Source organism: Ensifer adhaerens (genome assembly GCF_028993555.1).
Classification (GTDB): domain Bacteria; phylum Pseudomonadota; class Alphaproteobacteria; order Rhizobiales; family Rhizobiaceae; genus Ensifer; species Ensifer adhaerens_I.
The window spans coordinates 299028-321197 of record NZ_CP118610.1; the positions used below are offsets into that span (position 1 = coordinate 299028).

The following is a 22170-nucleotide window of genomic DNA, read 5'->3' on the forward strand; positions in this document are numbered from 1 at the left end:
GTTATGTCATCCGTTTTGGTTGCGACGCATGCACCCTGTGAATGAGCTCGGCAACAGCCTTGTAAAACACGGGTGGAATCACACTATCGACCGAGACTTGTGCAAACATGGAGCGTGCAAGTGGCGGATCCTCGAAGACGGGGATGCCATTTTTCTCTGCAATTTCGCGGATTTTCAGGGCGACCAGATCCTGGCCCATCGCCACGACGATGGGCGCGTCGCTTTCCTCGCGAACGTAGCGCAAGGCGACCGCGTAGTGGGTCGGGTTGGCGATGACGAGCGTGGCGCGCGGTACGGACGAAATCATCCGCTTGCGCGCCCGGTCACGCTGCATCGAGCGCAGGCGTGCCTTGACGATCGGGTCGCCCTGGGCCTGCTTCATTTCCTCCTTCACCTCCTGCTTGGTCATCATCAGTTCGGTGTACCAATGGTGCCGAGACCAGAAGAGGTCGGCGATCGCCAGAACCGCGGTCGCAAACAGGATGACGATCATGATCTGGTTGAGATCGTTCGCCATCGTTGAAAACATCGTGACCGGATCGGAGAACATCAGGTCGAGCGTCGCGAAGTAGTCGTTCCACAGCACCAGCACGACGACGACGGAGACGATGATGATCTTGAACAGCGACTTGCCGAACTCGACCAATCCCTGCACGCCGAAGATGCGCTTGAAACCGCCTATCGGCGAAATGCGGTTCAGCTTCGGCTGGACACGGTCGAGGACCGGTCGCGGCAGGTTCTGGAAGATCGAGGCGGCGACACCGAAGATGATGAGCAGTACGAAAGCCGGAATGAGCAGTGCGGTCGATTTCCACGCCAGATGGGTAATGAGCGCCACGACGTCGGTCGAGTTTTCCAGCCGCCAGGCTTCGGGCTGCTCGAAGATGTCCTTGAGGGCCTCGGCCACGGTGCTAACGCCGTCGGCAAGGAAGAAGACGAAGAAGATGTAGATCGCGAGCGTCGAGGCGAACATTGTCGCCTCGCGGGAGAAGGGCACATTGCCCTTCTCGGCTGCGTCGGAGATCTTCTTCTCGGACGGGGCCTCTGTTTTGCTGTCTTTATCCTGATCATCAGACATGAAGCAGGAAGCTCCGGTTACATCCAGGCAGTGCCGTTCGCGTCGTCCTTCAGCGCCGCGCGCCCGGTCGGGGGCGCAAGGTTCGCTGCAACACGTTGAGCTGCCGCGCACTCCTCAAATCGAGGTCGATCCAAGGAGATGCAGTAGTGAACCCGGAGGGTAGGGCAGGCAAGCGTTGAGCCCCGGCTTTCGCCAGGGCTCAACAGGAAATACGATAAGGAAGGCGCGTGCCGGTCGTGGGCGCTGCGTGCGATCCACAGTCGCTCGCCGGATCAGGCCGCTTGCGCGTCCTTTTCCTTGAGTTCGAGCTGGCCGTTGGCTGCCAGGCGAATGGCTTCCTGGGTGATCGAACGCCGTGCGATCGCAATATCGCGCGGGTTGATGCCGGCATCGCCCATGGCAAGATCGGATTCGATCATGCGGCGTTGGCGTGCGCCGATCGAGGCGAGTACCGATTCGCGCAGTTCGCCCGTCGATCCGCGCAGCGCCATCGTGATGATATCGGTCGACACGTCGTTGAAGAGCTGTACGCGGCTGCGCTGCGGCATGTAGAGCACGTCGTCGAAGAGGAAGATCTTCGGGCGCACCTTGTTGGCGGAGGCCGTGCTGAGCGATTCGAGCGACGCGAGCAGGGTGTCCACCTGCGGCTTGTCGAGTTCGTTCATGACCTCGGCGATCTTGGCCGGGCCGGCCGAATTGCGTTCCGCTTCCATCTCGCCGATCATTTCCATGACCCGCTTCTCGATGATCGCGGCGGCTTTCGCATTGACGTCCTTCATGTTGACGGCGCGCTTCAGGATGTCCGGCCGCTGCTCTTCGGACAGCTGCAGCAGCACCTTGGCACCGAAGCCCGACGGCATCATCGACAATACGTAAGCGATGGTCTGCGGATGTTCCTTGGCAAGCTGTACCGATACGGCGACCGGGTCGCATTCCTGCAGGCGATCCCAGATGCTGGCCTCGTAGGACTGGAATGTGGCGCGGCGACCGAGCAGGCCATCGACTTCGTCCGGGGTCAGACCTTCTTCGAGGATGCTTTCGATCGCCTTGGCATTGTCCATCAGGCCGGCGCCCTCGGTGAAGAGGTCTTCGAACTCGTTGACGAGCGCTTCCAGCTCATGCGGCGGGATGGCGCGCAGCGACTGCGCCGCTGCGATGATCGACTGCAACTCGCTCTGGGTGAAGAACTTCAAGAGCTTGCTTGCCACGCCCTTGCCCATGGCAAGCAGAACGGCCGCCGCCTTGTCCGTCTGGCTGAGCGGCCTTGAAAGCGCCTGAGCCTCGAAACTTTCGAAATCCATCATGGATTCATCCTTCGCCCGGTCATTGGGCTCTATGACTTCTTGCTGCCCTTGATCTCGATGAGTTTGACGCCGAAACGGGTATCGTCGCCGTCGAGAACGGTAATTTCGCCACGGCCGATCACCCGGCCGTTGACCATGATCTCGACCGGCTCGCCGATCCGGCGATCCAGCGCGATCGTTGCACCTTCGTTCAAGTTCATGAGACCGGACACCTGCATGCGGCTTGTGCCGAGCACGATCTGGACGTCGATCGGGATATCCATGATCAGGTCGATATTGGCCGTCATGCCGCTGCCTGGCGGCGCGTCGATCGCAGCGTCAGCACCGTCGAAGGACGTCGCGCCGAAATCCGTGCCGCCGAAATCGCTCGAAGCGGAGCCGCCGCCGAGGTCGGCGCCGAAGTCGTTGGAGCCAAAGTCGGTGGAGCCGAAATCGCCGCCGAACGCGTCGAGGCCGCCGGCCGGTGCGCCGAATTCGCTACCGAAGTCGGTTGCCGCGCCAGCGGGTTCGCTGCCGAAATCCGAGCCGAAGGCTGCCGGCGCATCAGTATCCTGCTTTAGGACACCGCGCAGGTCATTGATCGCCTGGTCGAGTTCCATGTCTCCGACAGCGGCTTCTGCCTGTTCGTTGATGGGTGCTTTCTTGGGTGCCATGTGAGAACTATTCCAGTTGAAGCTTGCCTCAGGCATGCTGCGAGCGCGGCAGGCCGATTTAACTCATGATGTGGCGAAGGATGTCCTGCTCTGAGCCGTGGGTATCCTTGACCCGAACGGTATATTTCGACCCCGATCGTCCGAATTCGCAGACATAAAGGTCGCGGCCATTGGCGTTGACGTCGACGCGCACGTCCTGGGCGTCGTGGAAGGGAATGACGTCACCCGCCTGCAGCCGGCTGATCGTTTCGAGCGTCAGGCTCTCGAGACGGATGCGCGCCTCGATCGTGACGGCAGAGCGGCGAACCTGCTCTTCGAGCTGCTCGGTCCATTCGGCCTTCGCCTTGCGCTGCTGGCCGCTGCCCTTCGGGAAGACGATGGTGGTCTTCAGGAGCACGCTCTGGGGGACGATGACGGAGAAGGTGGACATGACCGGGCCGAAGCCGATCGTCATGTCGATGGCGCCGGCATGAGTGTCCTCGATCATGGGATCGGGCTTGGGGCGCGATGCACTATTGAGCGGACGTTCGACGATCGCTTCGAAACCGCCCGGCGCGTTGACGGCAGTGCGCAACACGTCGGCGATCTTTTCGAAAAGCGGCACGGCGACGTCGATCTCGATCTGGGAGAGCGCACGCGGCTGCGGCTCTTCTATCCCGGCGGGCTCGGCACCGAGCAGCGCCTCGACGAGGGTGATGATGATCGGGCTGTCGCAGCCGATCTGGAAATCCGCGCACCAGTTGCGCAAGGACACGTCACTGATCACCACGCCGGTACCAAGGCCGGCGATCAGTTCCTTGCGGAGCCCCGTGCGGAAACCGGCATAACCGATCGTGACGTCAAGACCCGTTTCGGCCCGGCAGATGTCAGGCAGGAACTCGCCGAAGACCTGGCCGAGCTCGAGTGCCAGCCGGCCGATGACCCGGTCGTCGCCGAGCGCGCCGGTCATGCGCGCCAGGAGTTTCCGGTCGAATGCGTGAACGTTGGATGTTGCCGAATTCATGGGATCAAGCCGCCTTGCTTTCGCCGCCGCCGCCGGGGTTCATCATTTCCTGCTCGACCGCGTCGATCGATGGACGCTCATAGGCCGAGATGGTCTTGCGGCCGTATTCGAGAGCGACCTGCGGTACCGAGCCGTTCATATAGGCAAGCAGCGTCTGCTTGACGATGATGTAGAGGCGGTTCTGCTTCTCGCGCACCGATTTGATGTTGGCGACCAGCGGCGCGACGATCGAATAGGACAGGAACACGCCAAGCAGCGTGCCGACGAGTGCGGCTGCGATCTTGGCGCCGAGAACTTCCGGCGCCTCGCTGATCGCGCCCATCGCCTTGATGACGCCGAGAACCGCCGCGACGATACCGATGGCCGGGAAGGCGTCGCCCATCGTGTTCAGCGCGTGATAGCACTTCATCTTGTCGTGGGTGATGGTCTGGATTTCTTCGTCCATCAGCGCTTCGATCTCGTGCGATCGGGCGTTGCCGATGATAATCAGGCGTACGTAATCGCAAATGAAAGCGGTCAGTTCCTTGTTCTTCAGAACCGTCGGCGCCGCCTGGAAGATCGAGGACTCTTCCGGGTTGTCGATGTGGCTTTCGATCTCGTTGCGCGACTTGGTGCGCAGGTCCCGCATCAGCGAATAGAGAACGCCGAGCGTGTCGAGATATTCGCGCTCCTTCGGCACCCTGTGGCGAAAGGCTTCGCCGAGCGCCTTGCCGGTATCCTTAACCACCTTCATCGAGTTGGCCATGATGAAGCCACCGATGCCGGCGCCGCCGATGATCAGCAGTTCGAAAGGCTGGTTGAGGACCTCCATGTGGCCGCCCATGGCCAGATAGCCGCCGAGAATACAGCCGAACGTCACAAGAAGCCCGATGATGATGTTCATTTTCGATACCTGTCGCGATCCTATTTTCCGCTAACGGGATAAGGTTTCATCCTTGCGTGAGGCTGGCCGGTGCGGGCGGTGGGGTCATTCATCGGAACAGGTTCGCGCAAGGCTATCCGGTCAGGATTTGCCAAGGCAGGGGCTTGCTCTGTCTGTGTCATTCCGGCAGGGGCGAACCGATCGTGACCACGACCTACACGAGCTACAAGCTGATAACGGCCGACTTGACGAAGTCGCTGGCCCGCGTGGCCGAGCAGCCGGATGTGGCGCGCGAGACGCAGTACTATCTGTCGAAGATCGGTGACATCAAAACGATCGACGATTTCTTCGCCGATACCAAGCTCTACAACTACGCCATGAAGGCCCACGGTCTCGAAGACATGGCCTATGCCAAGGCCTTCATGCGCAAGGTGCTGACCGAAGGCATCGACAAGGATGATGCCTTCGCCAACAAGCTGACCGACAGCCGCTACAAGCAGCTCGTCGAATCGCTGAACTTCGCCGCCCACGGCGCGGCCGCCACGTCCTTCGACCGTGCCCAGAAGGGCGTCGCCGACAAATATGCTCGCCAGACGCTGGAGCAGAACGCCGGTGAGGAAAATGCCGGCGTGCGGCTTGCCCTCTATTTTTCGCGCATGGCGCCGACGATCAACAGTGGCTACGCCATCATCGCCGATGAGGCGCTGGCCCAGGTGGTGCGCACCGCCCTGCAATTGCCGGACGAATTCGCCGCGACAAATGTCGATCGTCAGGCCGAGGCCTATGAAGCGGCGATCGATTTCAAGGATTTCCAGAATCCGGGCAAGCTGACCGAGTTTCTCGACCGCTTCACGGCACTCTGGGAAACCAAAAATTCAACGGACGGTTATGATCCGCTCGCAGTCTTCGGTTCTTCGAGCGGCTACGGCATCTCTTCCGATCTTCTCCTGTCCATCAACAGCCTGAAACTCGGGGGAAATTGAACGTGCAAACCGGTCTTTACGTCGCGATTTCGTCGCAGATGGCGCTCGAAAAGCGCCTTAATACACTTGCCGACAATATCGCGAACTCCGGCACCGTCGGTTTCCGTGGCACCGAGGTGAAATTCAACCAGATGCTCGGCGACACCAAGCCGACCAAGGTTGCCTATGTCAGCAAGGGCGAGGAGTTCCTGAACACCAGCAACGGCTCGCTGTCGCGCACGGGCTCGGCCCTCGACTTCGCGATCAAGGGTGATGCCTGGTTCCAGATCGAGACGCCATCCGGCCCGGCGCTGACGCGTGATGGGCGGTTCACGCTCACCGATACCGGCGAACTCGTCACCATCCGCGGCTATCCGGTGCTCGATGCCGGCGGAGCGCCGATCCAGCTCAACGGCGGCGGCGGCGAGATCACCGTCGGTGCCGATGGTGCGCTCCATCAGAACGGCGTTGCTGTCGCCTCGCTCGGTCTCTATGAGGCCGATTTCAGCAAGGGCTTCATGCGCCTCGACAACAGTGCGGTCCAGCCGGCGGCACAGGCCGAGCCGGTGGTCGATCGCTTCGACGTCGGCGTCATGCAGGGCTTCGTCGAGGAGTCCAACGTCAATGCCATCCAGGAGATGTCGCAACTGATCATGGTCACGCGCGCCTTCGACAACATCACTGCCCTGATGCGTGACAGCGAGGGATCGCTCGAAGAAGCGGTCAAGACGCTCGGCGGCAGTCGCTAATTTCTGACGGGTACCGGCATGCAACGCGAAGGCCTGAAGACAAGCACGGGATCGACCTCTCTGGCAGCACTTGCCGGCCTCGTCGAGCGCTATGCAAAGCCCGAATTCTCGATCGCTCCTGGCGGTCACGTGCAGACGATTTCGCCCGGTCACTACACGGTGACCGGCCTGTCGCGGCATGTGCGGCTCGGCGATTTCGTCGCGCACAAGAGCGTCACCGGAACGCATCTCGGCGAGGTGGTGCGGGTCGAGCCGGAGAAGGTGGTCGTCTGCCCGATCGAGCCCGGTGATCCGATCGGCATCCATGACACCGTGATCCGAAAGGGCGCCTTCCGCGTCGCGCCGACCGACCAGTGGTGTGGCCGCGCCATCAATGCGCTCGGCGAGCCGATCGATGGCCTCGGTCCGCTGCTGCAGGGCGATGTGCGCCGCTCGATCTCCAATACCGCACCGCCGTCGATGAGCCGCAAGCGGGTCGAGAAGGGGTTTCTCACCGGCGTCAGGGCAATCGACATCTTTTCGCCGCTCTGCCTTGGCCAGCGCCTCGGCATTTTCGCAGGCTCCGGCGTCGGCAAATCGACGCTGCTCTCCATGCTGGCGCGCGCTGACGCCTTCGACAAGGTGGTGATTGCGCTCGTCGGCGAGCGCGGTCGCGAAGTGCGCGAATTCATCGAGGATACGCTCGGCGACAACCTGGCGAAATCGGTCGCGGTGGTGGCGACCAGTGACGAGAGCCCGATGTTGCGCAAGATGGCGCCGCTGACCGCCGTCACCATTGCCGAACACTATCGCGACAACGGCGACAATGTGCTGCTGATCGTCGACAGTGTTACCCGGTTTGCCCATGCGATCCGCGAAGTGGCGACGGCGTCCGGCGAACCGCCGATCGCGCGCGGCTATCCGGCCTCCGTTTTCACCGAGTTGCCGCGCCTGCTCGAGCGCGCCGGCCCCGGTACCGAAGGCTCGGGGACGATCACGGCGATCATCTCCATCCTTGTCGATGGCGACAATCACAACGACCCCGTCGCCGATAGCACGCGTGGCATCCTCGACGGTCACATCGTGCTCGAACGCAGCCTTGCGGAAGAGGGGCGATATCCGCCGATCAATCCGCTCGCCTCGATCTCGCGCCTCGCGCGCAAGGCCTGGACTCCCGACCAGGAAAAGCTGGTGTCGCGTCTGAAGGCGCTGATCCATCGCTTCGAGGAAACCCGCGATCTCCGGCTGATCGGTGGCTACCGCCCTGGTGGCGATCCCGATCTCGACATGGCGATCAAGCAGGTACCGGTCATCTACGACGTGCTGACGCAGACCGCCGGTGAGCGGCCGGCGCAGGACGCCTTCGCCGATCTCGCCAATGCATTGAAGGCAGCGGCAATGGGCAATCAACCGGGCGCGAGAGCGAGGTGATGGCGGTGACCGATTACGATGCGGACGAAATGGTTCATCAGCGCAAGCGAAGCAGCCGCATGCCGATGACCGACAAGTTCCTGGCCGCGACCGGCGTAGCACTTGCCGCTTTCGCAACCTTCTTTCCCTGGTACGCTTTCTTCCACCAGGACAAGTTCACCATGCCGCCGCTTTGGCAGGGTTCCACCCGCGATCTGCCGGAGCGCGCCGCCCGCAACGTCGTCTCGGTTTCGCCGTTGGCGATGCCCGATGCCGACGGCGAGACCGTGGCGGCGATCGACCAGCTGACGACGGCGACCGTGCCCGGCATCGGTGACGGTCCGGGTCCGGAAGGGTCGGCTGCGGAAGAGGGGCTGTCGCAGCCCTTCCCGGGCAAGTCCGGTTTCAAGCTGATGCATGTCGCCAATGGCCGGGCGCTGATCGAGGACGCGAGCGGCATGTATATCGTGCGCATCGGCTCCGTCCTGCCTGACAACACCCGGCTTGCCACGCTCGAGCAGCGCGATGGCCATTGGGTGATGATCACCTCGTCAGGTGAAGTCTACCAGGCGAACTGAGCAAGCCTCACATCGTCAGCGTGATGGTCGCGTATCGCTTCGGATGCGCGACGCGCTGCTGTTCGTCCGTTGGTCGGCAGCGGCATGCAAGCGCTCCGATCGCACCTGTGTCCGACGAAAGTCCCACGCAAGATTACCGGCCTAGGTTCGCATCAACAAGCATGGAGCTTTTGATGCAACCGATTCAGCTTTTCGAACTCGCGTCCCGGCAGGCCCAGTGGCTGACCGTTCGCCAGAACGTGGTGGCCGGCAACATCGCCAATGCGAACACGCCGCACTACAAGGCGAAGGACGTCAAGCCGTTCGAAAGCGTGCTGCAGGATACCGGCATGCAGATGGCCGCGACCCACAAGGCGCATTTTACCGAAGGTCTTGAGGCCTCGCAGGTGGCCGAGGTCGGCATGGTCGACGGCGTGCAGATCCAGCAGTCCGGCAACAGTGTCGCGATCGAGCAGGAAATGATGAAGACCGGCGAGATCAAGCGCGACTACGAGCTCAGCGCCGGCCTTGTGAAGGCGTTTCACCGCATGATGCTGATGACGGTACGGAAGTAAGAACCATGGATCCATTGACCTCAGCCCTCAAGGTATCGGCCTCGGGCCTCCAGGCGGAATCGACCCGTCTGCGGATCGTCTCCGAAAACATCGCCAACGCCCGCTCGACCGGGGACGTGCCGGGTGCGGAGCCCTACCGCCGCAAGACCATCAGCTTTGCTGCCGAAGTCGACCGGGCAAGCGGCGCGTCGCTGGTCGAGATTGAACGGCAGGGCACGGATGATTCGGACTTCAACATCGAGTTTGATCCGGGCAACCCGGCCGCCGACGACAAGGGCATGGTCAAGTTGCCGAACGTCAACATCCTGGTCGAGATGGCCGACATGCGCGAAGCCAATCGCGCCTATGAGGCCAACCTCCAGACCATCAAGCAGTCCCGCGATCTGATTTCCCAGACAATCGACCTGTTGAGAGCCTCGCAATAATGATCGATGCAGTCAAATCCCTCGGCGCGTTCTCGGTCACCAAAGAGACCGACGGCACCCGTTCCACATCTTCCTCGTCGTCGATCTTCGGCATGCCGGCCGCCACGCCGGGCGTGCCGCAGGGACAAAGCTTCGCCTCGGTCCTCGGGGACATGGCGAGCGATGCCATCAACGCGATGAAAAAGGCCGAGGGCGCATCGCTCGACGGCATCCGCGGTCAGGCAAACACCCGTGAAGTTGTCGATGCCGTCATGAACGCCGAGCAATCGCTCCAGACGGCAATCGCCATCCGCGACAAGGTGGTCACCGCCTACCTCGAAATCGCGCGCATGCAGATCTGAAGGAACGAGACATGAAGGCCCTTTCCATTGCCGCCACCGGCATGAACGCCCAGCAGCTGAACCTGGAAGTGATCGCGAACAACATCGCGAACATCAACACGACCGGCTACAAGCGTGCCCGCGCAGAGTTCTCCGACCTGCTTTATCAAACCGAGCGCGCCCAGGGCGTGCCAAACCGCTCCAACCAGGCCATCGTTCCGGAAGGTGCTATCATCGGCCTCGGCGTCCAGACGGCTGCCGTGCGCAACCTGCATATCCAGGGCAGCATGGTCAACACCGGCAACGACTATGACCTGGCGCTGATGGGCCGCGGCTGGTTCCAGGTCGAGACGCCGGATGGCGAGACGGTCTATACCCGCTCGGGCGCCTTCAACAAGAATGCCCAGGGTCAGCTCGTGACCATCGACGGTTATACGGTCGTCCCCGGCATCACTGTTCCGCAGGATGCGACGGAAATCGCCTTCACCAGCTCCGGCCAGGTGATGGTGCGCATCGGCAACGACCCCGCGATGCAGGAAATCGGTCAGCTGACGATCGCCAACTTCGTCAACGAGGCCGGTCTCGAGCCGCAGGGCGACAACCTCTTCAAGCAGACGCCGGCTTCCGGCGACGCGATCGTCGGCACGCCGGCGGATCCGGGCTTCGCCCAGATCAAGCAGAAGTATCTCGAGGCGTCCAACGTCGATCCGGTCAAGGAAATCACCGACCTGATCTCGGCGCAGCGCGCCTACGAGATGAACTCCAAGATCATTCAGGCGGCCGATGAAATGGCGGCCACGGTGAGCAAGAACCTCAGGTAACGAAAGAGGGGGCAAACATGATGTTTCGCCGATCCGCAGACATCAAGGTTTTGAAAGGCGACAGTGCACCCAGGGCGCGTCGTCTGGCGGCAGGCGCTTTGCTTGCTGCCACCTTCCTGTTGCCTTCGGCGAGCCTTGCGGAGCGGCCGACGGCGGTGATCCCGACGCAGACCATCTATCCGGGCGAAACGATCGACCGCAGCCGCGTCGAGGTTGTCGACGTTACCAACCCGGATCTTGCGGACGGCTACATCAGGACCCTCAACGAAATCGACGGCAAGGTCACCAAGCGCACGCTTCTGCCGGGTCGGGTGATCCTCGCAAACGCACTGCGCGAGCAGTATGCCGTCGAGCGCGGTTCGACCGTGCGTCTAATCTTCAGCAACGGCGGCCTGACCATCAGCGCCGCCGGATCACCGCTCCAGGATGCCGCCGTCGGCGAACTGATCCGGGCGCGCAACATCGATACCGGCGTCATCGTTTCCGGAACGGTGATGGCCGACGGCACTGTCCATGTGGTGGCGAAATGAAAATGCTTGCCTGCAAATGGTTCCTGACGCTGGCCGTCGCGATCTCTACGGCGCTGACGCCGGCTTTCGGCGCGTCCAGGATCAAGGACGTCGCCTCGCTCCAGGCGGGACGCGACAACCAGCTCATCGGCTATGGCCTCGTCGTCGGCCTCCAGGGGACCGGCGACAGCCTGCGCTCCTCGCCGTTCACCGACCAGTCGATCCGCGCGATGCTGCAGAACCTCGGCATCTCCACCCAGGGCGGCGATTCCCGCACCCGCAACGTCGCTGCGGTTCTGGTGACGGCGACGCTGCCGCCCTTCGCAAGCCCCGGCAGTCGCGTCGACGTGACCGTAGGGTCACTCGGCGACAGCACCTCGCTTCGTGGCGGCACCCTGGTGATGACGTCGCTGTCCGGCGCGGACGGCCAGATCTATGCAGTCGCGCAAGGGTCCGTCGTCGTGACGGGCTTTGCCGCCCAGGGTGATGCGGCAACCCTCAACCAGGGGGTGACGACGGCCGGGCGCGTGCCCAATGGCGCAATCATCGAGCGCGAGCTGCCGTCCAAGTTCAAGGATGGCTTCAACCTCGTTCTGCAGCTGCGCAACCCGGATTTCTCGACGGCTGTCGGCATGGCGGCGGCGATCAACAAGTATGCCGCCCAGCAATATGGCGGTCGCATTGCGGAGGCACGCGATTCCCAATCCGTCCTCGTCGAAAAGCCGAAGATGGCCGATCTCGCCCGGCTGATGGCCGATATCGAGAACATCGTCATCGAGACGGACGTCCCGGCCCGCGTCGTCATCAACGAGCGCACCGGCACGATCGTGATCGGCCAGGACGTTCGCATCAACGAAGTGGCGGTGAGCTACGGCACCCTGACCGTCGAGGTCAGCGAGACGCCGACGGTGGTTCAGCCGCTGCCATTCTCGCGCGGACGAACGGAGGTGGAACCGAACACCACCATCAACGCGCAGTCCGATGGCGGCACGGTGGCGATCCTCAACGGATCGAGCCTTCGCTCGCTCGTCGCCGGTCTTAACAACATCGGTGTCAAGCCGGATGGCATCATCGCCATCCTGCAAAGCATCAAAACGGCCGGGGCCCTTCAGGCGGAGCTAGTGCTGCAATGACGGCTAACATGAACCCATCTTTCGGCAAGGTCCGCAATCTGTTGCTTGTCGGCGCGGCCGCCGCTTCGATGCTGACGATGCCCGGCGCCTTCGCCCAGGACGTTACAGCGCCTCCGGCAGCCGACGCAACGCAGAACGAGATTCAGCAGTTCTGCACCAACATCGCCGACGCCGCCCGCGACCAGCGCTACGTGCTGCAGCGCAAGGACCTCGAGACCTTGCAGGCAAGCATCGACGAACGCATCGCGACGCTGGAGAAGCGGCGCGATGAATACGAGGACTGGCTGAAACGCCGCAACGATTTCCTGAAACAGGCCCAGCTCGGTCTTGTCGACATCTACAAGACGATGAAGCCGGATGCGGCTGCCGGCAAGCTGGAAATGGTCAATCCGGAGATCGCCGCGGCAATCGTCATGCAGCTGCCGGCACGGCAGTCGTCGCTGATCCTCAGCGAAATGACGGACGAAAAGGCGGCAACTCTTACCAACATCATCTCGAGTGCCAGCGACCCGAACACCTCGAAGGAACCATCATGAAAATGCGTCTAACGGCCATGCTGACCGGTGCCGCCCTCCTCGCGGGATGTCAGAACCAGGCGCTCAACGAGATCGGTCGGGCGCCTTCGATGAGCCCGATCGGCAGTGGTCTGCAATACTCCCAGACGCCGCAGCTTGCGATGTATCCCAAGCAGCCGCGCCAGATGACGAACGGCTATTCGTTGTGGAACGACCAGCAGGCGGCGCTGTTCAAGGATGCGCGCGCGATCAATGTCGGCGACATCCTGACGGTCGATATCAAGATCAACGAAGGCGCGACCTTCGACAACAAGACCGACCGTAGCCGCAAGAATTCGAGTGGCTTCAACGTCGGCGCCAACGGCAAGTCGCAGACGAGCGATTTTGACTGGTCCGGCGAACTGAAATATGGCTCGAACACCAAGACCGAGGGCGACGGCACGACGGAGCGCTCGGAAAAGCTGCGGGTGCTCGTTGCTGCCGTTGTCACGGGGGTTCTCGAAAACGGTAACCTGTTGATCAGTGGCTCGCAGGAAGTGCGCGTCAATCACGAGCTGCGCATCCTCAACGTAGCCGGCATTGTCCGGCCGCGGGACGTCGACGCCGACAACGTCATCTCCTACGACCGCATTGCCGAGGCGCGTATTTCCTATGGTGGCCGTGGTCGCCTGACCGAAGTGCAGCAGCCGCCCTACGGTCAGCAGTTCATGGATCTATTTTCGCCGATCTGATCGGCAGGGAACGGCAAGATGGAAGAACTCGATCCCGGCAACGCTTCGAAGCCGCCGTCGAAGATCATAACGATCGCGGTCGTCGCCGTTCTGACGCTGGTCGCCGGCGGCGGCGGCTGGCTGGTCGGCGGCCTGCTCGCGCCGCCTCCGCCGAAGGAACAGGTCGAGGCGACCAAGGAACCGGCCGCCAACGCCACGGGCGAAGAGGGTCTGCCCAAGGTCGCTACCGAAGCGAACGGTGTCGTCCAGCTGGAGCCGATCACCACCAACCTCGCCTATCCCTCCGAGAACTGGATACGGCTCGAGGTGGCGCTGCAGTTCGACGGCGCGCCCGATCCCAAGTTGGCGGAGCAGATCCACCAGGATATCGCCGCTTACATGAAGACGATCTCGTTGCAGCAGATCCAGGGTCCGCGCGGCTTTCAATATCTCCGGGATGACATTCAAGAGCGGGTTGACCTGCGCTCCGATGGGCGCGTAACCAATGTGATGTTCAGAACCTTCGTCATCCAATGATTCGGTAAATGGTCCGGCTAGTCGCCTTTATAGTTGCCATGATGGCGATGTCCGGTATTGCCGGCGCCCAGAGTTTTCCCTCTGACATCCTGAATACGCCTATCGACGGGTCGGCCGCTTCGTGGATCATCCGCACCTTCGGTCTTTTGACCGTTCTGTCGGTGGCCCCGGGCATCCTGATCATGGTCACCAGCTTTCCGCGCTTCGTGATCGCCTTTGCGATCCTGCGCACCGGCATGGGCCTGGCAACGACGCCATCGAACATGATCATGGTGTCGCTGGCCCTGTTCATGACCTTCTATGTCATGGGGCCGACTTTCGATCGCGCATGGCGCGACGGCATCGATCCACTCATGAAGAACCAGATCACCGAGGCCGAGGCGATCCCGCGGATCAGTGAACCGTTCCGCGAATTCATGCTCGCCAACACCCGCGACAAGGATCTGCAGCTCTTTATCGATATTGCCAAGGAAAAGGGCCAGACGGTGGTCGTCGACGACAAGGTCGACCTCAGGGCGGTCGTGCCGGCCTTCATGATCTCGGAAATCCGTCGCGGCTTCGAAATCGGCTTCCTGATCATGCTGCCGTTCCTGGTGATCGACCTGATCGTTGCCACCATCACCATGGCCATGGGCATGATGATGCTGCCGCCTACGGCGATCTCGCTGCCCTTCAAGATCCTGTTCTTCGTGCTGATCGACGGATGGAATCTGCTCGTCGGCAGCCTCGTGCGCTCCTTCAGCTAGAGCGCGTGGCGTTCTTTCAGAATCGCTTCTTGCGCTTCAAGTTCTTGATGTTTCGCAAGTCGTTATCGCAAAACCGTGCGCATTTTGTGCGACAGGCTTTAGATAACTCGCATCAAAGGGGCAGGCGCTTCTCAAACGCGCAAACAGAAAGGCAGCGCCTCGGCGCTGCCTTTCGACGTTCAAGCGCTGGGTATCGGATCGCTTAGCGCGCGAACGAGCCAGCTCGTACCGGTAGGGCTGGAACGTCGATGTGATCCGGCGACAGACCCTTCTTCGCCCGGTCCGCCATCATTTCGTAGCCCTGTTCCAGGTGGCGGCAGAAGCGTTCGGCATCGAACAGCGGCATGCGGAAGCGGTTTTCCTCGAGCGTCTTGCGGTAGTCGGGAAGCCTGTCGCGGTTGTTATAGAGTGCAACCGCTTCGCGAATGTAGTCCTCCGGTCCGGTGGCAACGAGTTCCGGCACGCCGATGGCGTTGAGCAGGCTCTCGCTCACGCGCGACGCGAAGTTGGTGCCCTTGAAGGTCAGAACCGGCAGGCCAGCCCAGAGCTGCTCGGAAGTCGTCGTGTGGCCGTTATAGGGATAGGTGTCGAGACCGACATCGGCGACCGGGATACGGCTGATATGGTCCTGATAGAAAACCTTCGGGCAGACGATGATGCGCTTGGGATCGATACCGGCGCTCTTGAACTTTGCGATGATGTTGGCTCGCGAGTCTGCGCGGCTGCACATCAGCCACAGCACGCTGTCCGGGGTCTGCTGCAGGATCTCGATCCACATGTTGATCGTCTGCAGCGAGATCTTGCGGTTGGCATTGAACGACGCGAAGACGAACGCATTCTCGGGCAGACCGAGCTGGCGCCGCGACATCGGCTGCGGCAGCGGGCGGCTGAAGGGGTCGTTCGGCTGATAGGTCTCCGGCAGGCGGCAGTATTTTTCGTAGTAGTGTTTTTCGCTCCCGTCGGGCAGGACGAAGGGATCGCCGATGATGTAGTCGAGATCGACGTTGACGTTGGTGCCGGGGAAACCGAGCCAGCTGACCTGAATGGGCGCGGCCTTGTGGTTGAAGATTGTCGCCCGGCTTTCGAGCGTGTGCCCCTTCAGATCGACGAGGATGTCGATGTTCTCCGACCGAATGACCGCCGCGGCCTGTTCATCGGAGAATTCGCCGATCTGGATGATGTTGCCCCATTTTTCACGGGAACCGTTGTCTCGCGCGACGTTGCTGGGTGACGTGTGGCAAAACAGGGTGACTTCGAAGCGCGTGCGGTCATGCGCCTCCAGCGCCGCGGCCATCAGCTTCATGGTCGCGTGATCGTGCCAGAAGTCGGAAGATACATAGCCGATGCGAATACGATCGCCCCAGGCATGCGCCATGGACCGGCGGACCTCGGTGTTCTCCGGCGGGAAGGGGCGATATTGCGCACCGGCGATGCGGTTGAGCCTTTCATCGCCACACCAGGTGACGTGGTAGTATGGCGCTTCCGATGCAAGGGTGTCGTCCTGGCCGAGCTTCAGGGCTCTTTCGATCTCGCGGTGGTGTTTCTCGACCTCCGGATAGTCGTTGGCTTCACGGGCATAGACGAGATAGGCCGAGCGCAGCGTCGTGTTCTTCGGGTAGGACTTGAAGAGATTGGCGACGGCTTCGCGATCCTGCACGTCACCGACATCCGCGGTCAGAAGCTTGAATGCGAGCGATTGGTGATAGCGATTGGCGCTGGTCGAGAGCGGCGCCTTGAACAGGCCGAGAATTTCTTTCTGATCGCGTTTCAGGAAAATCGAAGCAATGATGAAGGCGATATCCGGATCGGTCTTCGCCTTTTCCAGAAGCGGCAGGCCGATCGCAAGCGCTTCGTCTTCGTGCCCGTTGGTGAAATAGAGCTTCATCGCCTCGGTGAGATAGTCCTGCGACCGTGAACCGCCGGCCTCCCCGGCGAGCTGGTAGGCGCGCGCCGCTTCGGGCTTAAAGCCGAGTTTCAGCAGAACCTTGGCGAGCAGGACGTAGGTCTTGGTATCCCGATTGATGTTCATCAGGATGTTGAGCTGGTCGAGAGCGTCCGTGTAGTGGCCCTTCTGGTATTGCCGGGAAGCGGTCGAGAAAATGGCTTGGGCGTTCACTGATAGCTCCGTCGTATGGGCTGCCGGCATCAAGGCTTGGCACTCGATGTCGCAAAGCAGGTCTCGCAGCCATCCTAGTAATGGGAGCTTGCCTCAGGCATGACGCGATGGCCCCTAGATCAAGGCCTGGTCCTGTCTCGCAAGGGGCCATTCGAATGGCACGTCTAGTACCCCGGACCATCCACTTAAGGCGTTGTTAAGTATAAATTATCTCTCGCCGAGACCGCTTCGGCATTTAAGGAATTCGCAAGCATTGGGCTCGATATTCGGCCTCACATGACGGGTTTGGTTTCTTCCGAGATAGTCGTTGGAACCGAGAGGCATGAAGCCGATCCATCATCACCGGTAGTGTAAACAGTCCGGTATGTCCCCCAATCGTCTTAAGTAAAAAAGGGACACTCTAATGACGAGCATCATGACCAATTCCGCCGCAATGGGCGCTCTTGCTACCCTGCGTTCGATCAACTCGGATATGGAAACCACCCAGGACCGCATCTCGTCGGGCCTGCGCGTCGGCAACGCTTCCGACAACGCCGCTTACTGGTCGATCGCAACCACCATGCGTTCGGACAACAAGGCTCTCTCGACTGTTCAGGACGCCCTCGGCCTCGGCGCTGCCAAGACCGACGTTGCCTACACGGCCATGGAAAACTCCAAGAACGTCGTCGACGAGATCAAGAAGAAGCTGGTTGCCGCCAGCGAGCCGGGCGTTGACAAGAGCAAGATCCAGAAGGAAGTCAAGGAACTCCAGAACCAGCTGGTGAGCATTGCCAAGTCGGCTTCGTTCTCGGGCGAAAACTGGGTCTACAACGACACCAACAACACGGCTGCTACCAAGTCGATCGTTGGCTCGTTCAACCGTGACAACCAGGGCAACGTCAGCCTGACGACGCTCCAGTTCGACACGAACAAGAGCTCGCTGATCCAGGTCGACAGCACCGGCACCAACGTCACCAACGGCACGGGCCTGCTCTCCAGCAACATGGAGTACAAGGATGCAACCGGCTCGACCGTGACTGCCGGCTACAGCGTCCTGAGCATGGACATCACCAACATGACGGCCGGCGCTCTGGCCGAAGCCATCTCGGGCGTTGACGCAACGCTGCTGCAGATGACCGATGCCGCTTCCGACCTCGGTGCGCTCAACAGCCGCGTAGAACTGCAGAAGAATTTCGTTCAGGACCTCTCGGACTCGATCGAGAAGGGCATCGGCAAGCTCGTCGACGCCGACATGAACGAAGAGTCGACCCGTCTGAAGGCTCTGCAGACGCAGCAGCAGCTCGGCATCCAGGCGCTGTCGATCGCCAACTCGAACTCGCAGAACATTCTGTCGCTGTTCCGCTAATCGATCGCCAGACGGTGCGGGTTTCGGCCCGCGCTCGACTGCGAAAAAATGGAAACCGCGCTTCGCAAGGGGCGCGGTTTTTTTATTGCGCTCCATCGGATTTTGGTTGTTTCGAAAATAATCGCGACGTCTTAGGTCGGCGTTAACCACGATGGTGTTTGCTGTGTCCATCGAAGGAGCGGGTTAACCAACAACATTAACCGGTTAACAGGCATGACGCTGACCGCTGCTTCCCGGTAGCCCGGAATGTCCCTTTTTCACGAGTATTGCCAAGGGGCACACAGCCAATGACCAGCATCATGACGAACACCGCCGCAATGGCGGCTCTCTCCACTCTGCGTTCGATCAACTCGGATATGGAAACCACCCAGGACCGCATCTCGTCGGGCCTGCGCGTCGGTACCGCTGCCGACAACGCCGCTTACTGGTCGATCGCAACCACCATGCGTTCGGACAACAAGGCTCTCGGTACCGTTGAAGACGCCCTCGGCCTCGGCGCTGCCAAGACCGACGTTGCCTACACGGCCATGGAAAACTCCAAGGACGTCGTCGACGAGATCAAGAAGAAGCTGGTTGCCGCAAGCGAGCCGGGCGTTGACAAGAGCAAGATCCAGAAGGAAATCAAGGAGCTGCAGAACCAGCTCATCAGCATTTCCAAGTCGGCTTCGTTCTCGGGCGAAAACTGGGTCTACAACGACACCAACAACACGGCTGCCACCAAGTCGATCGTCGGTTCGTTCAACCGCGACGCCCAGGGCAATGTCAGCCTGACGACGCTCCAGTTCGACACGAACAAGAGCTCGCTGATCCAGGTCGACAGCACCGGCACCAACGTCACCAACGGCACGGGCCTGCTCTCCAGCAACATGGAGTACAAGGATGCAACCGGCTCGACCGTGACTGCCGGCTACAGCGTCCTGAGCATGGACATCACCAACATGACGACCGGCGCTCTGGCCGAAGCCATCTCGGGCGTTGACGCAACGCTGCTGCAGATGACCGACGCTGCCGCCGATCTCGGCGCGCTCAACAGCCGCGTAGAACTGCAGAAGAACTTCGTTCAGGACCTCTCGGACTCGATCGAGAAGGGCGTTGGCCGCCTCGTCGACGCCGACATGAACGAAGAGTCGACCCGCCTGAAGGCTCTGCAGACGCAGCAGCAGCTCGGCATCCAGGCGCTGTCGATCGCCAACTCGAACTCGCAGAACATCCTGTCGCTGTTCCGCTAATCGATCGCCAGACGGTGCGGGTTTCGGCCCGCGCTCGACTGCGAAAAACAAAAAACCGCGCTTCGCAAGAAGCGCGGTTTTTTGTTGGACGATTTCAGCCGCGTTTGCAGAAAATGTCGGCCGCACTTCAGCTTTTGTTAACCACGATGGTGTTTTCTGTGGCCAACGAAGCGGCGGGTTAATCAACATTAACAGGCATGAGGCTGACCGCTGCTTCCCGGTAATCCCGGAATGTCCCTTTTCATTCCAAATCAGCCAACAAGGGGCAATCAGCCAATGACCAGCATCATGACGAACACCGCCGCAATGGGCGCGCTTCAGACCCTGCGTTCGATCAACTCGCAGATGGAAACCACCCAGGACCGCATCTCGTCGGGCCTGCGCGTTGGCACTGCTGCCGACAACGCCGCTTACTGGTCGATCGCAACCACCATGCGTTCGGACAACAAGGCTCTCTCGACCGTTGAAGACGCCCTCGGCCTCGGCGCTGCCAAGACCGACGTTGCCTACACGGCCATGGAAAACTCCAAGGACGTCGTCGACGAGATCAAGAAGAAGCTGGTTGCCGCAAGCGAGCCGGGCGTTGACAAGAGCAAGATCCAGAAGGAAATCAAGGAGCTGCAGAACCAGCTCATCAGCATTTCCAAGTCGGCTTCGTTCTCCGGCGAAAACTGGGTCTACAACGACACCAACAACACGGCTGCCACCAAATCGATCGTCGGTTCGTTCAACCGCGACGCCCAGGGCAATGTCAGCCTGACGACGCTCCAGTTCGACACGAACAAGAGCTCGCTGATCCAGGTCGACAGCCTCGGTGCCAACGTCACCAACGGCACGGGCATGCTGTCCAGCAACATGGAGTACAAGCTGGCAACCAACGGTGCGACCGTTACGGCTGGCTACAGCGTCCTGACCATGGACATCACCAACATGACCATGGGCGCTCTTGCAGAAGCCATCTCGGGCGTTGACGCAACGCTGCTGCAGATGACCGACGCCGCCGCCGATCTCGGTGCGCTCAACAGCCGCGTAGAACTGCAGCAGAACTTCGTCCGCGACCTCTCGGACTCGATCGAGAAGGGCGTTGGCCGCCTCGTCGACGCCGACATGAACGAAGAGTCGACCCGCCTGAAGGCTCTGCAGACGCAACAGCAGCTCGGTATCCAGGCGCTCACGATCGCCAACACCAACTCGCAGAACATCCTGTCGCTGTTCCGCTAAGCGAACGACAGGGAAGGGCGGGCGAGATTTCGCCGCTCTTTCGCACACAGAAAAAGGCCGCACGCCCATCGGGGGGGCGTGCGGCCTTTTTCATTTCCGCGCCTGATCTCGGTCTCCAGGCGGGTTTGCGGACGGTGCGATCCGCTTTAACCTTTCATCCATATTTCCTTATTTTTGTTCACCTTCGTTACCGAGCCGTTAATTGCGTTAACCATTTGTTAACCATGCAATCGTTACATATCGGTTAAGAGCGAAGGGTCGCCTCCAGGGCAAAACAGGGGCGATTCGCATGATGCCAGTCCCATCGCTGCCGGTTCTGCACTCCGGAATGTCCTTTGAAATTCATTCGGGGCAGGTGACCAATGACCAGCATCATGACCAATACCGCCGCCATGGCGGCGCTTCAGACCTTGCGTTCCATCAATACTGACATGGCCGAGGTCCAGGACCGGATTTCCTCCGGCTACCGCGTGCAGACTGCAGCGGACAATGCCGCCTACTGGTCGATCGCGACCACCATGCGCTCCGACAATGCCGCGCTGTCGACCGTCGAAGACGCCCTCGGCCTCGGTGCTGCCAAGATCGACACGGCCTATGCGGCGATGAATTCGTCGATCGACGTGGTCAGCGAGATCAAGCGCAAGCTGGTTGCCGCGCGTGAGCCGGGCGTCGACAAGCTGAAGATCGACAAGGAAATCACCGAACTCAAGAACCAGCTTCTGGCCGCCGCGCAGTCCGCATCCTTCTCCAGCGAGAACTGGCTCTATAACGCCAATGCTGCCTCCGTCGGCACCAAGTCGATCGTTGCCTCGTTCAACCGCGACGCCAACGGCAACGTATCGGTCACCACGCTCGACTTCGACACGGCACAGTCGATGCTGATCGACACAGCCAATGCCAGCCGTGGCCTGCTGACCAGAAGCTACGACGCCTCGCTGCTCACGTCGCCGGTCGGCACCTCGGCCAAGCTTTTCCACCTGATCGGCGCACCGGTAACCACCCCGAACGCGACCTCGTCCGAAATCAAGCTGACGGCCGCGACCACCGACGCCCAGATGGACGACATGATCCGCGTCGTCGACCACATCCTCGGCCAGTTGACGGATGCCGGCTCCACGCTCGGCGCCATCACCAAGCGCATCGACATGCAGGAGAGCTTCATCGCCAACCTCATGGATACGATCGACAAGGGTGTCGGTCGTCTGGTCGATGCCGATATGAACGAGGAATCGACGCGGTTGAAGGCGCTGCAGACGCAGCAGCAGCTCGGCATCCAGGCGCTCTCGATCGCCAATACGAACTCCGAGAACATTCTGCGCCTGTTCCAACAGTAAGGCGCATCGGCGGAGAGCGGCCGGCTGCGTCCGGCGGATCCGCCAAAATGCTTCCGCTTTCCCGGGATGGGGGGCGG

The 22170-nt window shown here is 61.1% G+C and carries 24 protein-coding genes; 18 read left to right on the forward strand and 6 right to left on the reverse strand.

Annotation, left to right across the window (positions count from 1 at the left end):
• Position 1: 1 nt before the first annotated feature.
• The 5 genes from flhB to motA all read right to left on the reverse strand — a co-directional run bounded on the left by flhB (position 2) and on the right by motA (position 4921).
• Entirely contained in the window at positions 2 to 1078 is a 1077-nt protein-coding gene (gene flhB, locus PWG15_RS01375; RefSeq protein ID WP_275022716.1) for a flagellar biosynthesis protein FlhB, read from the reverse strand.
• A gap of 272 nt (positions 1079 to 1350) precedes the next feature.
• Positions 1351 to 2382 carry a flagellar motor switch protein FliG gene (gene fliG / locus PWG15_RS01380; protein ID WP_275022717.1) on the reverse strand — a complete coding sequence of 344 codons (1032 nt, stop codon included), beginning with the start codon at positions 2380 to 2382 and terminating at the stop codon, positions 1351 to 1353.
• 29 nt (positions 2383 to 2411) lie between these two features.
• Positions 2412 to 3071: a flagellar motor switch protein FliN gene (fliN, locus tag PWG15_RS01385; protein WP_275022718.1), complete on the reverse strand. Its 660-nt coding sequence runs from the start codon at positions 3069 to 3071 to the stop codon at positions 2412 to 2414.
• Between the two features lie 22 nt (positions 3072 to 3093).
• Complete coding sequence (locus PWG15_RS01390; RefSeq protein ID WP_275022719.1) at positions 3094 to 4038, reverse strand: FliM/FliN family flagellar motor switch protein; 945 nt, start codon at positions 4036 to 4038, stop codon at positions 3094 to 3096.
• A gap of 4 nt (positions 4039 to 4042) precedes the next feature.
• Positions 4043 to 4921, reverse strand: coding sequence for a flagellar motor stator protein MotA (gene motA / locus PWG15_RS01395; protein WP_113132131.1), 879 nt, complete (start codon positions 4919 to 4921; stop codon positions 4043 to 4045).
• A 182-nt stretch (positions 4922 to 5103) separates the two neighbouring features.
• Here motA and PWG15_RS01400 point away from each other — a divergent pair, with 182 nt between their 5' ends.
• The 14 genes from PWG15_RS01400 to fliP all read left to right on the forward strand — a co-directional run bounded on the left by PWG15_RS01400 (position 5104) and on the right by fliP (position 14848).
• Positions 5104 to 5883: a DUF1217 domain-containing protein gene (locus PWG15_RS01400; protein WP_275022720.1), complete on the forward strand. Its 780-nt coding sequence runs from the start codon at positions 5104 to 5106 to the stop codon at positions 5881 to 5883.
• A gap of 2 nt (positions 5884 to 5885) precedes the next feature.
• A complete protein-coding gene (flgF, locus tag PWG15_RS01405) occupies positions 5886 to 6611 on the forward strand; it encodes a flagellar basal-body rod protein FlgF (protein ID WP_275022721.1) in 726 nt (241 codons plus the stop codon).
• 18 nt (positions 6612 to 6629) lie between these two features.
• Entirely contained in the window at positions 6630 to 8021 is a 1392-nt protein-coding gene (fliI, locus tag PWG15_RS01410) for a flagellar protein export ATPase FliI (protein WP_275022722.1), read from the forward strand.
• A complete protein-coding gene (locus tag PWG15_RS01415) occupies positions 8021 to 8578 on the forward strand; it encodes a flagellar protein (protein WP_275022723.1) in 558 nt (185 codons plus the stop codon). Before fliI ends, PWG15_RS01415 begins: the two co-directional genes overlap by 1 nt.
• 173 nt (positions 8579 to 8751) lie before the next feature.
• Positions 8752 to 9132, forward strand: coding sequence for a flagellar basal body rod protein FlgB (flgB, locus tag PWG15_RS01420; protein WP_057248268.1), 381 nt, complete (start codon positions 8752 to 8754; stop codon positions 9130 to 9132).
• Between the two features lie 5 nt (positions 9133 to 9137).
• Positions 9138 to 9557 carry a flagellar basal body rod protein FlgC gene (flgC, locus tag PWG15_RS01425; RefSeq protein ID WP_275022724.1) on the forward strand — a complete coding sequence of 140 codons (420 nt, stop codon included), beginning with the start codon at positions 9138 to 9140 and terminating at the stop codon, positions 9555 to 9557.
• A complete protein-coding gene (locus PWG15_RS01430; protein WP_275022725.1) occupies positions 9557 to 9898 on the forward strand; it encodes a flagellar hook-basal body complex protein FliE in 342 nt (113 codons plus the stop codon). The genes flgC and PWG15_RS01430 overlap by 1 nt, the downstream gene beginning before the upstream one ends.
• A gap of 11 nt (positions 9899 to 9909) precedes the next feature.
• Positions 9910 to 10698, forward strand: a complete 789-nt coding sequence (flgG, locus tag PWG15_RS01435) for a flagellar basal-body rod protein FlgG (protein WP_057248211.1) — start codon at positions 9910 to 9912, stop codon at positions 10696 to 10698.
• 17 nt (positions 10699 to 10715) lie between these two features.
• Positions 10716 to 11228: a flagellar basal body P-ring formation chaperone FlgA gene (gene flgA, locus PWG15_RS01440; RefSeq protein ID WP_275022726.1), complete on the forward strand. Its 513-nt coding sequence runs from the start codon at positions 10716 to 10718 to the stop codon at positions 11226 to 11228.
• Positions 11225 to 12340, forward strand: coding sequence for a flagellar basal body P-ring protein FlgI (locus tag PWG15_RS01445; RefSeq protein ID WP_275022727.1), 1116 nt, complete (start codon positions 11225 to 11227; stop codon positions 12338 to 12340). The genes flgA and PWG15_RS01445 overlap by 4 nt, the downstream gene beginning before the upstream one ends.
• Before the next feature lie 8 nt (positions 12341 to 12348).
• Entirely contained in the window at positions 12349 to 12876 is a 528-nt protein-coding gene (locus tag PWG15_RS01450) for a MotE family protein (RefSeq protein WP_425536726.1), read from the forward strand.
• Positions 12873 to 13586, forward strand: coding sequence for a flagellar basal body L-ring protein FlgH (gene flgH / locus PWG15_RS01455; protein ID WP_275022729.1), 714 nt, complete (start codon positions 12873 to 12875; stop codon positions 13584 to 13586). The genes PWG15_RS01450 and flgH overlap by 4 nt, the downstream gene beginning before the upstream one ends.
• Before the next feature lie 18 nt (positions 13587 to 13604).
• The gene (locus tag PWG15_RS01460; protein ID WP_275022730.1) at positions 13605 to 14102 is read left to right on the forward strand and encodes a flagellar basal body-associated FliL family protein; all 498 of its coding nucleotides are present in this window, start codon (positions 13605 to 13607) and stop codon (positions 14100 to 14102) included.
• A gap of 8 nt (positions 14103 to 14110) precedes the next feature.
• A complete protein-coding gene (gene fliP, locus PWG15_RS01465; protein ID WP_057248216.1) occupies positions 14111 to 14848 on the forward strand; it encodes a flagellar type III secretion system pore protein FliP in 738 nt (245 codons plus the stop codon).
• Between the two features lie 202 nt (positions 14849 to 15050).
• Here fliP and PWG15_RS01470 read toward each other — a convergent pair whose 3' ends face one another.
• Positions 15051 to 16964 carry an O-linked N-acetylglucosamine transferase, SPINDLY family protein gene (locus tag PWG15_RS01470; protein ID WP_275022732.1) on the reverse strand — a complete coding sequence of 638 codons (1914 nt, stop codon included), beginning with the start codon at positions 16962 to 16964 and terminating at the stop codon, positions 15051 to 15053.
• A gap of 403 nt (positions 16965 to 17367) precedes the next feature.
• Here PWG15_RS01470 and PWG15_RS01475 point away from each other — a divergent pair, with 403 nt between their 5' ends.
• The 4 genes from PWG15_RS01475 to PWG15_RS01490 all read left to right on the forward strand — a co-directional run bounded on the left by PWG15_RS01475 (position 17368) and on the right by PWG15_RS01490 (position 22093).
• Positions 17368 to 18309, forward strand: a complete 942-nt coding sequence (locus tag PWG15_RS01475; protein WP_275022733.1) for a flagellin N-terminal helical domain-containing protein — start codon at positions 17368 to 17370, stop codon at positions 18307 to 18309.
• 287 nt (positions 18310 to 18596) lie between these two features.
• The gene (locus PWG15_RS01480; RefSeq protein ID WP_275022734.1) at positions 18597 to 19538 is read left to right on the forward strand and encodes a flagellin N-terminal helical domain-containing protein; all 942 of its coding nucleotides are present in this window, start codon (positions 18597 to 18599) and stop codon (positions 19536 to 19538) included.
• A 276-nt stretch (positions 19539 to 19814) separates the two neighbouring features.
• Positions 19815 to 20759, forward strand: coding sequence for a flagellin N-terminal helical domain-containing protein (locus PWG15_RS01485; protein ID WP_275022735.1), 945 nt, complete (start codon positions 19815 to 19817; stop codon positions 20757 to 20759).
• A 362-nt stretch (positions 20760 to 21121) separates the two neighbouring features.
• Positions 21122 to 22093 carry a flagellin N-terminal helical domain-containing protein gene (locus PWG15_RS01490; RefSeq protein ID WP_275022737.1) on the forward strand — a complete coding sequence of 324 codons (972 nt, stop codon included), beginning with the start codon at positions 21122 to 21124 and terminating at the stop codon, positions 22091 to 22093.
• The last annotated feature ends 77 nt before the right edge of the window (positions 22094 to 22170 follow it).